The sequence below is a fragment of the Allobosea sp. 10N428 genome (assembly GCF_056394545.1).
In genome coordinates, this window is sequence record NZ_JBFTIC010000001.1 from 581,935 (window position 1) to 598,188 (window position 16,254).

The 16,254-nt window shown below is 66.7% G+C and carries 8 protein-coding genes; 3 read left to right on the forward strand and 5 right to left on the reverse strand.

Going from position 1 to position 16,254, the window contains the following annotated elements; translation table 11 throughout:
• Window positions 1-104: 104 nt before the first annotated feature.
• Window positions 105-2,183, forward strand: coding sequence for a transglycosylase SLT domain-containing protein (locus AC1DDA_RS02775; protein ID WP_476794535.1), 2,079 nt, complete (start codon window positions 105-107; stop codon window positions 2,181-2,183).
• Between the two features lie 177 nt (window positions 2,184-2,360).
• The gene (locus AC1DDA_RS02780) at window positions 2,361-3,254 is read left to right on the forward strand and encodes an alpha/beta fold hydrolase (protein WP_476794536.1); all 894 of its coding nucleotides are present in this window, start codon (window positions 2,361-2,363) and stop codon (window positions 3,252-3,254) included.
• A 2-nt stretch (window positions 3,255-3,256) separates the two neighbouring features.
• Here the strand turns inward: AC1DDA_RS02780 and AC1DDA_RS02785 are convergent, their stop codons facing one another.
• The 5 genes from AC1DDA_RS02785 to AC1DDA_RS02805 form a co-directional block, all read right to left on the reverse strand.
• Window positions 3,257-3,958, reverse strand: a complete 702-nt coding sequence (locus AC1DDA_RS02785) for a hypothetical protein (RefSeq protein WP_476794537.1) — start codon at window positions 3,956-3,958, stop codon at window positions 3,257-3,259.
• A gap of 9 nt (window positions 3,959-3,967) precedes the next feature.
• Window positions 3,968-6,322, reverse strand: a complete 2,355-nt coding sequence (locus AC1DDA_RS02790; RefSeq protein ID WP_476794538.1) for an OmpA family protein — start codon at window positions 6,320-6,322, stop codon at window positions 3,968-3,970.
• A 271-nt stretch (window positions 6,323-6,593) separates the two neighbouring features.
• Window positions 6,594-7,982, reverse strand: coding sequence for a porin (locus tag AC1DDA_RS02795; protein WP_476794539.1), 1,389 nt, complete (start codon window positions 7,980-7,982; stop codon window positions 6,594-6,596).
• A 406-nt stretch (window positions 7,983-8,388) separates the two neighbouring features.
• Entirely contained in the window at window positions 8,389-12,705 is a 4,317-nt protein-coding gene (locus AC1DDA_RS02800; RefSeq protein WP_476794540.1) for a translocation/assembly module TamB domain-containing protein, read from the reverse strand.
• The gene (locus AC1DDA_RS02805; RefSeq protein WP_476794541.1) at window positions 12,705-14,717 is read right to left on the reverse strand and encodes an autotransporter assembly complex protein TamA; all 2,013 of its coding nucleotides are present in this window, start codon (window positions 14,715-14,717) and stop codon (window positions 12,705-12,707) included. The genes AC1DDA_RS02800 and AC1DDA_RS02805 overlap by 1 nt, the downstream gene beginning before the upstream one ends.
• A gap of 267 nt (window positions 14,718-14,984) precedes the next feature.
• On the opposite strand from AC1DDA_RS02805, the gene AC1DDA_RS02810 reads away from it, so the two are divergent.
• On the forward strand, window positions 14,985-16,253 hold the full coding sequence (locus AC1DDA_RS02810; RefSeq protein WP_476794542.1) for a GGDEF domain-containing protein: 1,269 nt from the start codon (window positions 14,985-14,987) through the stop codon (window positions 16,251-16,253).
• The last annotated feature ends 1 nt before the right edge of the window (window position 16,254 follow it).

The window sequence follows — 16,254 nt, forward strand, 5'->3', positions numbered from 1 at the left end:
AAAGCCGGCAATGCATGAAAATGCGTGGCCTCATAGTTAAGCCTTCATCAACCCCCTTCCCCGACCATCGTTCCCGAATGCCTGCCCCAGGATGGAGACCCGCCATGGCCTCGCCTGCTGCCGCGAGGAGACTGATCGGCCTGCTGTTGCCTGCCTTGCTCTCCGCCTCGACCACACAGGCGGGTGACGACGGCATGCTGGCGAGCCAGCGCAAGCTCGCCATGATCGGCGACGTCGAGACCACGGGCGCGCTGCTGCCCTATCCGTCCTCCACCCTGCGGGGCGATGAGGCAACCAATCTGGACGCCGTGAAATCTGCCGTCGCCGCCTATCGACGCGGCGCACTCGGCGAGGGTGATGAGCTTGCGGCGCGGATCGAGGACCGCGCCGTTCGCACGCTGCTCGAATGGGTGGCGATCCACGCCAATGCCGGCACGGTGTCGTTCACGCGGATCGACGCCTTCCTGCGCGAGCATCCGAACTATCCCGCAACGACCCGTTTTCGACGCCGCGCCGAAGAGGCGCTGATCGCCGAGAAGAAGAGTCCGCTGATCGTCCGCGCCTTCTTCCACGGCCAGCAGCCGGTGTCGCCGGCCGGGCGGATCGCGCTCGCGCTCGCGCTCAAGGACGAGGGGCGAACCGAGGAGGCTGCCGCCCTCGTGCGCCGGACGTGGCGCAAGGACCCGTTTGGGCAAGCGCTGGAGAAGATCGTCCTCAAGGAATTCGACGCGGTGCTGACGAAGGACGACCATCGCCAGCGTACCGAGCGCTTCCTGTTCAAGGACAATGACGGGGCGGCCTTGCGCAACGCCGCCCGGGTCTCGGCCGACTATGTCGTGCTGGCCAGGGCGCGGCTCGCCAGCGCCGGAGCGCGCCGGCCGATCCCCGAAAAGCAGATCGCGGCAGTGCCAGCCTCCGTCCGCAGCGACGTTTCCTTCGCCTTCCTGCGGGCGCAGCAGGCCCGCCGGGCCGACAAGCTCGACGATGCCGTCAAGGCGCTCGCCAGTGTTCCGCGCGACGCAGCCATGCTGGGCGATGGCGACGGCTGGTGGGAAGAGCGGCGCATCATCTCGCGCAAGCTCCTCGATGCCGGCCAGCCGGCGAAGGCCTATGAGGTTTCGGCTGGCCACGGCGCCGAGGACGCAGCGGAGCGTATCGAGGCGGAATGGCATGCCGGCTTCATCGCACTGCGCTTCCTGAAGAAGCCGGAAGTCGCGCTGAAGCATTTCGACGCCGCTGCCGCCATCAGCGAAACGCCCATCTCTGTCGCCCGCGCGGCCTATTGGCGGGGCCGCGCCTTTGAGGAGATGGGGCAAGCCGATGAGGCCAAGGCCGCCTTCGGCAAGGCGGCAGAGCAACCTGTCGCCTATTACGGTCAACTCGCGCGAGCGAAACTGGGGCTGGACCGCCTGCCGCTCCGAAGCACTTCGGCCGCCGCCCTTGAGGGATTGCCGGGCCATCGCGGGGTGCGGCTGCTCTATCGCGTTGGCGAGCGCGACCTCGCCACGCTGATGCTGAACGATCTGGCACAGCGCCTGCACACCACCGAAGCGCTGGAGGCGATCGCGGCAATCGCCCAGCGCGAAGCTGATGCCCGTGCGCTCGTCGGCATCGGCAAGGCGGCGCTGCAGCGCGGCTTCCCGCTCGACATGGCTGCCTATCCGGTCAACGGCATCCCGGAATTCGACGTGCTCGGCGACCCGATGGAGCGCGCCATCGTCCACGCCATCGCCCGGCAGGAGAGTGCCTTCGACCCGGCCGCGATGTCCGGTGCCGGGGCACGCGGGCTGATGCAGATGATGCCGGCGACGGCACGCGAGACGGCACGTCGTGCCGGGCTGCCCTTCGACTGGCAGAAGCTGGGCCAAGACCCGCTCTATGCGGCGCAGATGGGTGCAGCCCATCTCAACGACCTGCTGAAGGAGTGGCGCGGCTCCTACATCCTGACCTTCGCGGCCTATAATGCCGGCTCGCCGAATGTGAAGAAATGGATCGCCGCCTATGGCGACCCGCGCGACCCGGAGGTGGATGCCGTCGATTGGGTCGAGCGCATCCCCTTCTCCGAGACGCGCAACTACGTCCAGCGCGTGATGGAGAATCTGCAGGTCTATCGCGAGCGGCTGAACCAGCGCACCGCCTATCTGATCGACTACGATCTGAAGCGCGGCGGCAAGCGCGACTAGCCGCTGGCCCCTCACCTGCCCCGCCATCCCGGGCGCGGGCGAAGCGAGGACCTGCAACCCATCGCAGTCGCAGCGAACTTCAACAGATTCCACATCGGCGTCGCGCTGCGAAAGCCGGCTTCCGCCCTCGGCCGGAGCATGATTAGGTGCGCGGGAGATAGCTTCCTCGAGTTCCGCATGATCCCGGCTTCCGCCTTTACCTCCCGCTTCGTCAGCGCTCGCGACGGTCTGAAACTCCATCTGCGTGACTATGGTCCGCTCGAAGGGACCGCACTTCCGGTCGTCTGCCTGCCGGGTTTCGCGCGCACGGCCGCCGATTTCCACGAACTGGCAATGGCTCTCGCGCAGGACGAGACCAAGCCGCGCCGCGTGCTGGCGCTTGATTATCGCGGCCGCGGGCTCTCGGATTACGACCGCAACTGGAAGAACTACGACATCCGCATCGAGCTCGACGACCTCATGCAGGTTCTGGTCGCGATGGGCATAGAACAGGCCGTTTTCGTCGGCACCTCGCGAGGCGGGCTTCTCACAATGGCGCTCGCGGCGGCCCGGCCGGCCGTGATCAGCGGAGCCGTCCTCAACGATGTCGGCCCGGTGATCGACGCGCGCGGCCTGTTGCGCATCCGCGGCTATGTCGGGAAATTGCCGGTGCCGCGCAGCTTCTCGGAAGGCGCCGAGATTCTGAAGCGGCTCTCCGACCAGCATTTCCCGGCGCTCAGCGAAGCGGAGTGGGAGATCATGGCCCGCCGCACCTGGACGGATCGGGACGGGCCGCTCAAGCCGGATTACGATACGAAGCTGATGAAGGTGCTGGAGGAGATCGACCTCGAAGCGCCCCTGCCGGTGCTCTGGACCTATTTCGACGGGCTCAAAGCGGTGCCGCTACTGGCGATCCGCGGAGCGAACTCCGATCTGCTGGCAGAAAAGACACTGCAAGAGATGGCAGAGCGCCATTCAGACTGCGAAATCTTCACCGTCGCCGGACAAGGCCACGCCCCTCTATTGGGCTCGAGGGACATGGCCCGGCGCATCGGCAAGCTGATCGCGCGGGCCGAGCGTCGAGCGGCCTGACTTCAGGGTTTCGACGGCTCCTTCGTGGCCTCCCTGGAGATGGCTGCGACATTGCCCTGTCCGGCGGAGCCGTCGTCGCGGGACGTCTCGACCAGCCCCGCCTTGGCGCGAGCGGCAAACTCCGTCACGACGCCCGTCGCCAGAACTTTCGCCTGGCCGACCCAGTCTTCACGTTCGATGCGACCGGGGAAGGCAAGGTAACTGCCGACCCATTCGACGTTGTCGGGCGCCCAGGCGGCGATCTGCTCGAAATGCCAGATGCCGAGGCCGTGCAGGCGACCTTCACTCTGCCGGCCGACACCCTTGATCAGCTTCAGATCGTCAGCTTTTCCATCGCGAGCCACCGCCTGACCCGCGGGCCGACGGCCGGGCAGATCGGCCTCGTTCTCGACGGGCGGAAGCACATCGGCCGTCACCCGGGTTACGCTCACCGCTGTCGGCCTGTGAAACAAACTGGCACAGGCGCAACCTGCCCAGTACGCAGCGATGAACAGCAGCGCGGTCTCCAACCATGTCGCAACGGCCCCGTTGAGCCATTGGAACCAGGCCAGGGCTGCACCAAGGGCCCAGAACGCGGCGACAACCGTCCAGGCACCGTTCCACAGCCGGACTCTACCGCCACCTTGGCTGATCCGGCCCATGGCGAGCCCGAGGCCGAAGGCGGCGAGCAGGAACCAGACGAACTGACTGGCGAGATAGAGCATGACCGCCTCCTACTTCGCCACGGTGAACTGCACGCGGCGGTTCATCGCCTTGGCTTCCTGCATGTCGTGGGGCAGGATCGGGCGCGCGCTGCCGTAGGCTTTGACCGTGAGCTTCGCGGGGTCGATGCCGCGGCGCGCGAGCTCCTCACGGACACGCGTGGCCCGGCGCAAAGACAGGTCCATATTGTCGAAGCCGCGCCGTTCGCCGTCGCGGTTGGCATGCCCTTCGATGGTCACCGAAGCGTCGGGGCACCTCTTGAGAATGGCCGCCGCCTCGCCGATTACTCGCTCGGTCGTCGCATCGAGTTCGACGACCGAGGTGCCCTGCCCGAACAGCACGGCGTTGCGCCGGGTCAAGCCATCGAGATCGTTCTGGCAGTTCACCGGCGGGTCGACGACGCAGCCGGTCTGGCGCAGGCTGATTGCGGCATCGGCATTGAACCCCGCCGGCAGGCCGGACGCCGCGCTGGTCTCGATTTCGCTCCTGATCAGTTCGCGACAGGTCAATCCGCGGATGCTGACGCGGTCATCCTCGATCGAAGCGGAGCCCAGATCCAACCTGAGCAGATCCGCGAGGATCACTCTCGCGGCAGAGCCGAAATCGGACGGCGCTCCCGGCACGACGACCAACCCGTCGTCGAGCCGATCCTTCAGGGGAGAATCGGCCACGACGGAACGGAGATTGGCGCGCGTTATTTCATCAGGAACATAACCGCTGAGCCGCAAGCCGGTGCGATCCATCGACAACGTCAGCCCATAAGGCCGCACCACGACGCTTTCCGGCGGAGACGCGACGGCAAGCCCTGCCGGAGCGCCGCGAGCAAGAAAATCATGCAGCGCCGCCAGCCTCGCCGCATCCGCAACCTCCCCGACTACGGCGAAGTCCTTGTCGCGGATCGTCACAGATCCCGACTTCAGTCGCGACAAGGCCTCAAGTGCGAAAGACAGCGATGCGGGAATATCGAGCTCGGAGCGCAACGCAGATTCGATGCTCATGCGGTCCTCGAGCGCTGCCTCCCCGAACAGACGCCGCGCCGCGGCCATTGCGTTGTCGCGCTGCGCCTCGCTCGCCACCACGCCGCCCAGTGAGACGCGCCCATCAGCGCGTCCAGCGTTCCAGTCGAGCGGCACCGGGGCTGCTGCTACCGGCGGGTCTGTCTGCCTGGCGGCGGACACGGGAGGCGCGCCCGATTGCTCGCCAGCTCCGGAACCGAGAGGAGCGGCGGAAGCCGAGGTGGGGCGATCGGCCGCGGGATTTGCCGGAAGTACGTCCTTCAGGATCAGGCCCGGCACCTCGGGCGGTGGCACGACAACAGGCGCCGGCGGCGGTTCCGGAGGACAGTCGATCTCTACACGCGCGACCGAATCGGGACCGTCCTGCTGCGCAATCTGCAGGCGTAGCGACTGGCATGCCTCATAGCTGTCCGGTCCCTTGCCGGAGAGCGTATAGATGTCGCCGTTGAGCTCGGCCCTGCCTTCCCGAAGCCGAGCGAGGTCGGCCGCGGCGCGAGCGATCTTCTCCAGAAATGCAGACGGTGCGCCATCCCCCGGCTGCAATTCGTCACGCAACATGATCGCCGCCCCGAAGGCGCGTTGCACCGCCTGGAGGAGCTGCCTGTGGACCTCGTCGTTCGGGTAGTAGCCCCGCAGGACGAGTTCATCATCGGCGCGGTGCTCGGCGCTCCATCGATATGGTGCCACGATCGGAGGCTCAAGATCGCATTTCACGGCCTGGAAGCCAGGCCGCGCCAGCTGCACGATAGCAGCCTCGAGGGCCCGGAACGAAACGGGGCTCACGGCCCTCCCTTCGATGCAGAAGCGACTGTCGTCGAGCGCGATCCGTCCGGAAGCCAGTTTCGGCAGTTCGGCGATCATCGCGGCGGTCATGGCCCCGAAGCCGTCCGGTGCGCCGAACGCGATGGTCTGGCGATCGTCGACATGCAGGCCGGGCAGCGCCGCGCCTGCCGCAACGAGATTGGCTTCGGCCGTCTGCACATCCGGGACGAAGCCGCCGAGCGTGACGCTATCCGACAGCCGCCCTGCGAACCATGAATAGGGCTTCTGCGCAACGACCTGCGACAGACCGCCCAACGCCCGCCGCACGCCGAATTCGGCGCGCAGATGCGCCATCGCGCGGGTTGCGCCGTCGGTCGACAGAACCTCTCCTGCAATCGTGACGTCGCGTCCCTCGACCTGCGCCACGACAGGACGGGCCCCTGGGGTCCGCCCGGCCGCTGCCGCAACGGCCCTCACTGCGCGCGCGCCGACATCCTGCTCGATGGCTGCGTCCAGCCCGACATTCCCGGCCCCCCACAGCAGGACCAGTGGGATCAGCCCCCAGAACCAGCGCGTCGGCTGCGACATGTCACGCCCCTATTTACCCGTTCCGGCCAATGCTCAGGCCCAGGCATCCGACAACCGCGACCGTTCCATTCTATCAATAATTTGCCTGACGATCCGCAGGCTTTGTTTAAGCGCCGCCAAGCTTCACCCGGTCCAGGCCGCCGACGCGAACGATGGATCGCCCCCGATTCAACCGGATCGTAAAGGCCCCTCGGTCGCGGCGTGCTTCAATCCACAGGCAATAAAAAAGCCCCGGGTTTCCCCGGGGCTTCCGACTGAGATCGGAGACCGATCAGAAGTCGCGCTGGATGCGGAAGCGGCCAGCAACGGTGTCGTCGGACTTGATGCCGAGCACGCCGCTGCGGACGTTGTTGTTGCTGATGACGCCGACCGGCGAATTGACGTCGAGATGCGAGTAGAGCACTTCGACACCGATATCCAGACCGGAGACCGGCGACCAGATCAGAGCACCAGCGAGCAGGAACTCCTTCGGGTCAGCCGAACGGGCGAAGACACCGTTGAAGGCTGCCGAGGCTGCGTCGTTGTACTTGAACTTCAGCTCAGAGTACGAAGCGCTGATCTCGGTGCGGATCGTCGGGGTGAAGAAGTGGCGGAACGCCGCAACAAGCGACCAGCCGGTCGAGTTGTTGATGTTGCCGGTGATCGGGTTGATCGCGGCGTCGGCGAGCGTCAGGGCACCAACGCGGCCGAGACCGAGGCTGTTCGGCGACCAGCCGAGGTAGCCGAGGGCGCCGTCAGCATAGGCAGCCTGCAACCACAGAGCGTCGCCAGCGGCGAGCATCGGCAGGTTGATCTTCACGCCGCCCTGGATGGCCCAGACCATCTCATCGCCGTTGACCGCAGTGATATTGGTCGCGGTGGCGTAGCTACGCTGACCGACCATACCGGACAGCTGAGCCGAGCCCCAGCCCTGATCGACGCGCAGCGAGGCGACGAGATCGGGGAAGTTCTGACCCTGAGCGGTAACCGCAATACCACCGACGCCGGGGGTGAGCGGGTTGAAGATTGCGCCCGCAAGCTCGCGGCCCGAGGTGCCCGAAGTACGATCTTCAGCCGAGATCGTGGCCGAGAAGCCCGAACCGAAGGTCGCAGTGTAGGCCAGCAGGTTGACGCGCGAGTCAGCCGTACGGATCGAAGCGAAGTTCAGGTCCGAAGCGTAGAAGTCGAAGAACGACTGAGCGCGACCAGCGGTGATCGGGCCGAACTGCACGAAGGCCAGATCGACCAGCGAGCCGGTCGTGGTGGACGAGGCGCCACGAACGAGGCCGGGGACGGTCGAACCAACGTTGAACGGAGTCACGCCGCCAGCATTGTAGATGCCGGTGTTGTTGGTCAGCTCGTAGCGGATGAAGGTACGCAGGGTGCCGTAAGCGGTCTGCGTGCGGACGTCGACGTTCAGACGGCCACGGGCGCGGGTGCCGTAGGCATCCTGGAAGTCGCTGTAACGCGTGCCGATGGCGTACTCGGCGCGGACGCGGCCCGAGATGCGCAGGCAGGAGTCAGTGCCCGGGATGTAGAAGAAGCCGGCACCGTAGGCAGTGCAGACGCGAACGTATTCGACCGGAGCGGCCTTCCGCGAGGGAAGGTCGGCGGCCTGAGCCCCGGCGACCGCGGCGATGCCGGCGGCGGAACCGAGGAGGAGGCTCTTAACGAGCTTCATTTGGTAACCTCCAAAAGAGTTTCGAGACCCTCGGGCTTCAGCCTGCCCCCCGCCCCAGACTTTCAGCCTGATCGCAGAACCTGCCTATTCCCGGTCTTTCGCCCGCGTCACCGACCTATTTCGGAGGCGAGGACGAAAAACAGCGACCGGGAACGTCCCGACGCATTTCCACCATACGAATGCGCCCTCGCCGATCAACCATGATCCGCCGCCAAGGGCTGTGCATGGGGTGCTTTGAAATCCGGTGTTGCAGTCGAGCCACGCTTTGAAGCCCGAAATTTACGAAGCATTAACGCTCGACGGCCCGACGGGCTGGTTTTGAAGCGATCCAAAGGGGAAACATGAAGCCGGCGAGCCTTCCGGGCGGCGAATCTCGCGGTGCGTGATTCCCCGCGGCGCCGGCGGCTCAGTATTCCCACTCGGCGCCGATTCCGACGGCCGCGCTGCCGTCCGCCCCCGTCTCCGCCTGGAGCTTCAGGCGCTTCGTCACGTCGACGCCGACCGAGACACCGCTATCCTCGGGCTTCGTCCCCACCTTCACGCCGATGGAGACGTTGTCGCTGATGTAGCGCGAGGCGCCGAGGGTCGGGCCGCCCGCGCCCATCTGGATATCGAGATTGTCGACGCCGAGCGACTTGCGCAGCCGTTCGAAGGTGTCATCCCCGCCTCCGCCGGCGAACTGCGCTGCAGCCTGGGCAAGCTGCAGCGCCTGGAAGGGCGAGAGCGAGCCGGAGGCGCGGGCGAAAAGCAGCCGGGACAGCACCTCGTCCTGCGGCAATTCAGGTTGGGAGGTGAAGGCGAAGCTCGGCTGGTCGGCCGGGCCGCTGACGGTGATCCTTGCCGTCACGTCGCCCGCGCTGGTTTCGGCAACGAAATCGAGTTCCGGAATCAGCCCTCCGGCGAAAGTGAGCCTGCCACGGCTGAAGTCGAGGCGTTGCGTGAGCACGCTGATGCGGCCTCGGCGCAATTCGAAGCCACCGTTCAAGACCGGCGCTGAAGAGGTCCCGGCCACGCGGATCTCGCCGCCGAGTTCGGCATCGATGCCGCGGCCACGGATGAAGACCCGGCTGGGCGCCGAGACCGTCAATGCCAGCGTGGCGTCGAAGGGGGGCGCTGCTCGTCCGCGGCCGCGCGCCTCCCGTGCCTTGCGTTCTGCCGCGAGCCTTGCGGCCGCGGTCCCACGCGCATGGATATGCCTGATGCCGTCGACCGGGCGAAGCGAAGCCGGCAACCGATCGGGAACCGTGACCTCGAGCGAGACGATGTCGATGCGCCCGCCGAGCCGCGGACGCTGCGCCAGCGGACCGCTGATCTCGAGATCCAACCCGGCAACCGCGGTGACGAGCCCGCTCGAGACAAGTTGGGCACGATCGCCGCGGATGCGAATGTTGCCGGGGAATCCCGCGGCGGGGTCCACCTTGACCTGCCCGCTGGCCGTGATCGTGCCACCATTCGGCGCACGCGCCGAAGCGCGTTCGACGGTCAGATTATCGCCATTCGCCGCGACGCGGGCTTCGATGGCGTTAAGCCGGATCCCCTGCAGCGCATCCGTGAAGCTCCCGTTCGACAGGGTCGCGTTACCGCTCAACCGTGGCGCGGACGCCGTGCCTCCGGCGCGCATGTCGACGGCGACGCTGCCGGTCACGCGTTGCCCGTTCACGGCCAGCAGCGGATTGGCGAGCCCGGCATCGACGCGGCCCTGCGCGGCAAGATCGAGCGGCCCCGTCGCGTTGAGAGGCGCGGTTCCGCGCAATGTCAGGCTCGCGCCCCGGCCGGCATTCACAGTGGCGGAAACGCTGGTCGCATCGCCTTTGAAGGCCCCCTCACCCGTGATCTCGACTGGAGGCAAGCCTGCCTGACGCGTCTCGGGCGTCACGAGCTGGGCGATCCTCACCTTCCAGGGGCCGGCGAGATCGCCCGGCTTGCCCTTGACCTGCGCCTCGGCGTTCAGGGTGCCGGAGAAATTCAGACTGGGCGATGCGATGCGGGCGGCTGCCAGCGGCACGTCGCGGGCCGTGAAGCGCAGATCGAGTGTCTCACCGGCCCGGCCATCGAGCGTCACCTTGCCCTTGTCGATCGTCAGGGCGAGGCCGGCGATCTCGACCCCGGAAGCCGGGAAGCTGAAGGTGGCGGGATTCGCGAGCGTGATCGCCCGGCCGTCGCGGCGGGCATCGAAGGAGGCGAGTTCCAACTTGAGAGGCTCGCCGGGCACGAGCAGGCCGGCGCCTTTCAGGGCAAAGCCACGCGCATTGGCGCTCAGCGTGAAGGCGCTGGCGTCGGGCGCGCCTTTCGAGTCGAAGCGAATGGCGCTGATCGTCTCGCCGGCGGCGATGGCGCGATCGATGGCCACGGCCGCATCGAGCATCGGCCGGTCGTATATGTCGCGTGCGCCGATCTTCGCATCGAGCTTTTCGATCGAAACGGACGGCCCGACGAGGCGCGAGCCCCGTGCGGTCAGGTCGATATCCTGCCGCCCCTCCGGCGTGGCGAGGACGATGTCCGCGTCGAGCTGGCCGCCAAGCTTGGTCAGCGCCAGCGCCGACAGGTCATCGAGATTGCGCGCGGCCAGGGTCAGCCGCCCGGCCGCGCGGCTCGCCGGATCCAGCGTGAGACCACCGTTCAGCCGGACCGAGCCGATCGACAGATCGAGGGGCGAGAGGTTCCAGCCGTCGTCGGGCTGGCGCGCCAGCTGGACATGGCCGGACGCCGGCTTGGCATCCACTTCGCCAGTCAGGTTGACGCTGGCGCTCAGTGCGCCCTGCAGATCCTTTGCGACCGCGTCAATGGTCAGGCGCGGGATCGGCCGGGCGAGCGCGGTCGCATTGGCAATGGCGATGCGGGCGGTCGCGTCGAGCTTGTTCTGCGGGCCGGTGATCTCGGCAATGATGTCGCCGCGACCGGACAGGCGCGAGTCAGCGCGCTTGAGATCAGGCAGCGCAAGCGCCAGCTTCAGGCTGGATTGCTGCCGGCCGAGCGAGCCATCGGCGGTGAAGGCCGCATGCTGCCCGGCCACACGCAGGCCATCCACCGTGTAATCTCCGGCAAGCGCATTCACACGCCCGGCCAGGGTGAGGTTGCCCGCCAGCAATCGGTCCACGACGGCGGTGCCGGTCGCGAGGCGCTCGGCCTTGCCGTCGAGCGTCGCGGTATAGTTGTTAAGACGCGGTGTCGCGTCGAGATCGGCCGTGACCTCCGCCCTGCCCCCAAGCGGGCGCTCGGCGAGTCCGCTGAGGCGCGAAAGATCTGGCAGGACGGCCTTGAGCTTGCCGAGCACGCGCGCTCGGCCGAGCTTGCCCTTGTAGTCGAGTTCGACGCCGGAGAGGGCCAGCTTCAACGTTTCGAAATCGGCTGTGCCATCGTCCTGGCCGACGCCACGCAGGGTAAAGGTGACCTTATCGCCAACCGCGCGTGCGAGCGCCTTGTCGGTCAGCGCGATCCCGCTGGCCTCGCCGTCGGAGGTCAGCGTGATCCGGGTGCCCGGCTCGCCGATGGTCCCGGTCGGTGTCGCGTTGAAGGCGAGCGCGACCTTTCCGAACCGGCCGGCCGGCATCTTGGCATCCTGCGCGTCGAGGGTCGCGACCACGGTCGGGCCCGCAACGGGCCCGCGGATCGTCGCATCGAAGGCGAGCTTTCCGATCTCCGCGCCCGAGGAGACGGTGCGGCCATTAGCATTCGGGCGCGAAGCCGCGCCGACGCGGATATCGAGAGTCTTGTCGGCATTATAGCGGCCGAGCACGTCGAGACGCGCCAGCGCGGAGACCAAAGCGAGATTGCGGATATCGACGCCGCCATCGTCCCGAAGGCCGACCGCGCCGTCGAGGCGGGTCGAGCCCGCGAAGACCGGAGCAACCGGCGGCGGCATCAGCCCTTCGATGCGCGCCTCGAGCGCAAGAGCAAGCTGGCGCTCGACGCCTGCACGATTGAGCGTCGCCGAGCCCTCCGCGCCGATCGTCGGCCCGGCGGTGAAGGTCAGGTTCGAGCGGAAGGAGTCGAGCGGCCCGTCGCCGTTGAGATCGAGCCTCACCGGCGGCTCGCCCGGCAAACCGGCAACCTTCGAGATCAGCCCGCCGGCCGGCTCGTCGAGCTTGGCGGCGAGCTGAAGACGTGTCGTCTGCGGGACGAAGGCAAGATCGACGTTGAAGGTGCCGCCCATGTCGAGGCGGCGCGCCTCGAATTTGAGGTCGAGCCCTTCGCTCGGCGGACCGAGCGAAGCCGATCCGGTCGCGCCAAGGCGCGCGGCGACGCCGAGAACCGGCTCACCCAAAGCCAGTTCATTTAGCTGGAAGGCGCGCAGGATCACCTTGAGCGGCAGCTCCGGCAGAATCGGCTCATTGCTCGCAGGCGCGGTGCCGGCCGGCTGCGGCGCGGGCCTGCGCAGCATCTCCAGCTTGCCGATTTCGAGGCGGTCGACATCGAGCCTGCGCAGCAGCAGCGCGCTGCGAGTCCAGATCAGGCGGACGCGATCGAGCCGGAGCCAGACGCCATCGCGATCCGACAGGACGATGTCGCGGATCTCGACATCGGAAGAAAGCGCGCCATTGACCTCGCCGATCGAGACCTGGCTGGTATCGCTGGACAGCGCCTTTGAGATGAGATCGGCGACGATGCCGCGATCGCTCTGGGCGTTCTGGGCGAAGCCGCCGAAATGGGCGGAGGCCAGGAACCCTGCCGTCAGCAGCAGGGCGAAGAGCGCCAGACGCGGCATGGTGAGAAGGCGGCGCATCAGAAGGCCTGCCCGATGCTGACATAGAGCGCGACCGGCTTGTCACCCTTGCGCGGGTTGAGCGGCGCGGCGACGTCGACCCGGATCGGCCCGATCCCGGTGTAGTAGCGCAGGCCAAGGCCGGCGGCCATCTGCAGCTGCTGCTTGCCGTCCGGGAAGCTCGATTCGAAAGCGGTTCCGGCGTCGAAAAAGGGCACGATGCCGATGGTCTCGGTGATCTTGATGCGCGCCTCTGCCGAGAGCTCCAGCAGGCTGCGCCCACCCACGACCTGATTGAACGGCCCCAGCGGCGCAATGCTGCGATAGGCATAGCCGCGCACGGAGCCGCCGCCGCCGGCAAAGAAGAGCCGCGTGGGCGGGATCTCGTTCAGGCTCGCGCCCGAGATCGAGCCGAAGCCGACGCGGCCGGCCAGGACATAGCGCGCGTCCTCGTCGAGTGCGTAGTAGGCGGAGACCGTCGCCTTGGTCTGGTAGATGCCGACCGTCGAGCCGAGGAAGGTCGGATAGGGCGCGAAGGACGCGTTCACGCGAAAGCCGCGCGTCGGATCGAGCAGGCTGTCGGTCGAATCGTATTTCACCGAGAGCGGAATGCCGACCAATGTGTAGGTTATCTGGCCGAGCACGTCGCTGGTCTGGCCGCGCTCGACCTCGAGACCGGCCTGGACCGAGAAGGTGTCGCTGAAACGGCGCATGATCGCGGTGGTTACATTGGCGTAGCGGGCCGTGTAGCCGCCATAGCGCTCGGTGCCGACGCGCTCGCGCGTTGCGACGCCGTCGATGAGCCAGTCGTAACGGCTGCCGCCCAATGCCGGCTTCAGGAAACTGAAGCCAAAGCGCCCGCCGATGTCGGATTCCTCGAAATCGCCGAAGCTCTTGATCTTCGTGCCGTCAATGCGCGGCGCCAGAAAAATGCTGCCCTCGAGCCGCAGCCGCTCGGCGCCTCCGAACAGGTTGCGGTGCTCCCAGTAGGTTTTCACCGTCGGGCCATCGATGGTCGAATAGCGGGCGGAGAAACCGAGCAGGCGCTTCGGCCGCTCGGTGACGTCGACGAAGATCGGCAGGTTGCCGGCGCGGTCGAGCTTGTCGCCCTCGCGGATGCGGACGGAACCGACAGCAGGGATCCTCGCGATCGAGCGGCGCATATCGGCCAGCGCCTTGGGCGAGTAGGGATCGCCGGGCTCGAGATAGATGAAGGAGCGGACCACCTCGGGCGGAATCTCGTCGGTCTGGCCAAGCGTGATGTCGCCGAAGCCCGCGAGCGGGCCGGGATCCAGGACGTAGGTGACGTCCATGATGCCGGTGGCGTGATCGACGACCGGCCTAAGCTCGACCATTTTGGCGAGCGGGTGCGACTGGGCGCGCATATAATCGACCAACGCCGCCTGCGCGCCGCGCAGCGCAGCCGAGGTCGCCGCTTCACCCTCTTTCAGCTTCGCGACCTTGAGCGGATCGGAGATCACGGCTCCTCCCGCCTCGTCGCGCTCGACCACGTCGATCTTGCGCAGGCCGAAGACCTTGCCCGGTCGGACCCTGATGGTGATCGGCACCGCATCGCGATTGCGATGCGCCTCCAGCGCCCGGATCAACGCCGCGTTCGGCTCTACCCCGAGCGTGAGCGAAACGCCGTCGACGACCATGGAGAGTTCGGCGTTGAAATAGCCCTGCGACCAGAGCGCATCGACGAGCGGGTTGAAATCGGCGGCCATGCGCCGCGCCAGCGTCTCGCCGTCCGGCGGCGCATCCTGGCGCAGCCGGTAGAGCAGAGAAGCGTCCTGCAGGGTACGGGTCAGCGCCTTGGCGTCTTCGGCATCGCCAAGATCGAAGTCGAGCTTGTAGGGCAGGCTCGACGCGCTCGCCGCCGGTGGCTCGTCCTTCTTGGTAAAGAGGCCGAACACGTCCAGCGACGAAAGATCGAAAGCCCGGGCGGATTCAGCCTGCAGGCCCAGCAGTGTGGCAAACGCACAGCCGCCGCTCAGCGCGACAGTACGCCCTGCCCTACGCCACAACCGCATCCGCCCTCCAAGCCACCCCGCCACGCAATCGAAACCGTGTCCGATACCCACCGTCATCATAAGGCGAGAGTGAGCATGCGCAATGCTCAAGGACCTGTAATCCTTCGGGCTGCCCACCGGATTAGAAAGAGCCTGTCGTGAAAAGACTAAGCATTGGTTTTCGAGAGCACGAAGGTTAATAGCTGAAAGTCACCACCGTTGCCGGGTGCGCTATCGGGCTGAACACCGTTGATCCCTCGTTAGAACCAACCGCGATAGACACTCAGCATGCCCGGCACCATCCTGCTGCTCACGCAAGCCCTGATCTATTTCGGCGTCATGGCCGCGCTGTTCCGGCTGCGGCACGTGATGGGACTCGGCGCCTTCCTCTGCGCGCTCGGCGTGATGCACTTTCTGGAGACCTATCTCGCCGCCGTCTTCTTCATCGAACTGCCCTTCGGCCTGCTCTCGCCGGGCTCGACAGTGCTGTTCTCGGGCAAGCTCGCCATCATCCTGCTCTTCTATATCCGGGAAGACGCCGAGACGGTGCGGCAGCCGATCTACGGACTGCTGATCGGCAATTTCCTGATGGTCGCGCTGGTGGCGACCCTCAGGCTCTACGGCCCGCCGGTCACGCTGCCCGGCTACAATCCGGACCTCGTGCTGATCGATCAGATGGGCGCGCTGATGGTCTGGGGCACGACGCTGCTCTTCATCGATTCCATCGCGCTGATCCTGCTCTATGAGAGGTTGCGCCTGCTGCTGCCGCGATCGCTGGTTCTGCGCTCCTGCCTGAGCCTGGCGATCATCCTGACCTTCGATCAGGTCGGATTCTTCATAGGGCTGCATATGGTGACCGGCACGCCGCTCGGCGCGCTGTTCGGCGGCTGGGTGGCAAAGATGGGCGCAGCCGCGACCTATGCGATGCTGATGGGCCTCTATCTCAACCTGTTCGAACGCCGGACACCGGAACTCGCGCCGCAGCCGCTTTCAGACATCTTCCACAAGCTGACCTACCGGCACAAATATGAGGAGCTGCTCGGCAAAAGCGGCCGCGACGCCCTCACAGGCGCGCTGACCCGTGAACGCTTCGAGACGCTCGGCCAGACCATTCTGGCGCGAGGCATCGCAACGCAGCGGCCCGTCAGCCTGGCGATCCTCGATGTCGATCACTTCAAGAGCATCAACGATCGCTACGGCCATGTCGTTGGCGACGAGGTCCTCCGGCGCGTCGTGGAGTGCCTGCGCGCGGAAATCCGCAGCGACGATCTCATCTTCCGCTATGGCGGCGAGGAATTCGTCGTGCTTTGCGAGAACATGTCGCATCCCGCAGCGATGGTGTCAGCCGAGCGGATGCGGATCGCCGTCCACCGCACCCTGGCGCAGGAATTCGCAGGCGCCCCGACGATCAGCGTCGGCGTCGCCACCTTCCCCGACGACGCCAAGGATATTCGCGGCCTCGTCGCCCATGCCGATGCGCATCTCTACGAAGCCAAGCGGCAGGGACGCGACCGCGTGGTCGGCAACGAGACGCCGCCACAGGAGCTGAGCGCCTAGC

Coding starts and splice junctions, on each gene's coding strand:
- AC1DDA_RS02775 (WP_476794535.1), top strand. CDS start 105: ATGGCCTCGCCTGCTGCCGCGAGGAGACTGATCGGCCTGCTGTTGCCT.
- AC1DDA_RS02795 (WP_476794539.1), bottom strand. CDS start 7,982: ATGAAGCTCGTTAAGAGCCTCCTCCTCGGTTCCGCCGCCGGCATCGCC.
- AC1DDA_RS02810 (WP_476794542.1), top strand. CDS start 14,985: ATGCCCGGCACCATCCTGCTGCTCACGCAAGCCCTGATCTATTTCGGC.
- AC1DDA_RS02790 (WP_476794538.1), bottom strand. CDS start 6,322: ATGTCGCAGCCGACGCGCTGGTTCTGGGGGCTGATCCCACTGGTCCTG.
- AC1DDA_RS02780 (WP_476794536.1), top strand. CDS start 2,361: ATGATCCCGGCTTCCGCCTTTACCTCCCGCTTCGTCAGCGCTCGCGAC.
- AC1DDA_RS02805 (WP_476794541.1), bottom strand. CDS start 14,717: ATGCGGTTGTGGCGTAGGGCAGGGCGTACTGTCGCGCTGAGCGGCGGC.
- AC1DDA_RS02800 (WP_476794540.1), bottom strand. CDS start 12,705: ATGCGCCGCCTTCTCACCATGCCGCGTCTGGCGCTCTTCGCCCTGCTG.
- AC1DDA_RS02785 (WP_476794537.1), bottom strand. CDS start 3,958: ATGCTCTATCTCGCCAGTCAGTTCGTCTGGTTCCTGCTCGCCGCCTTC.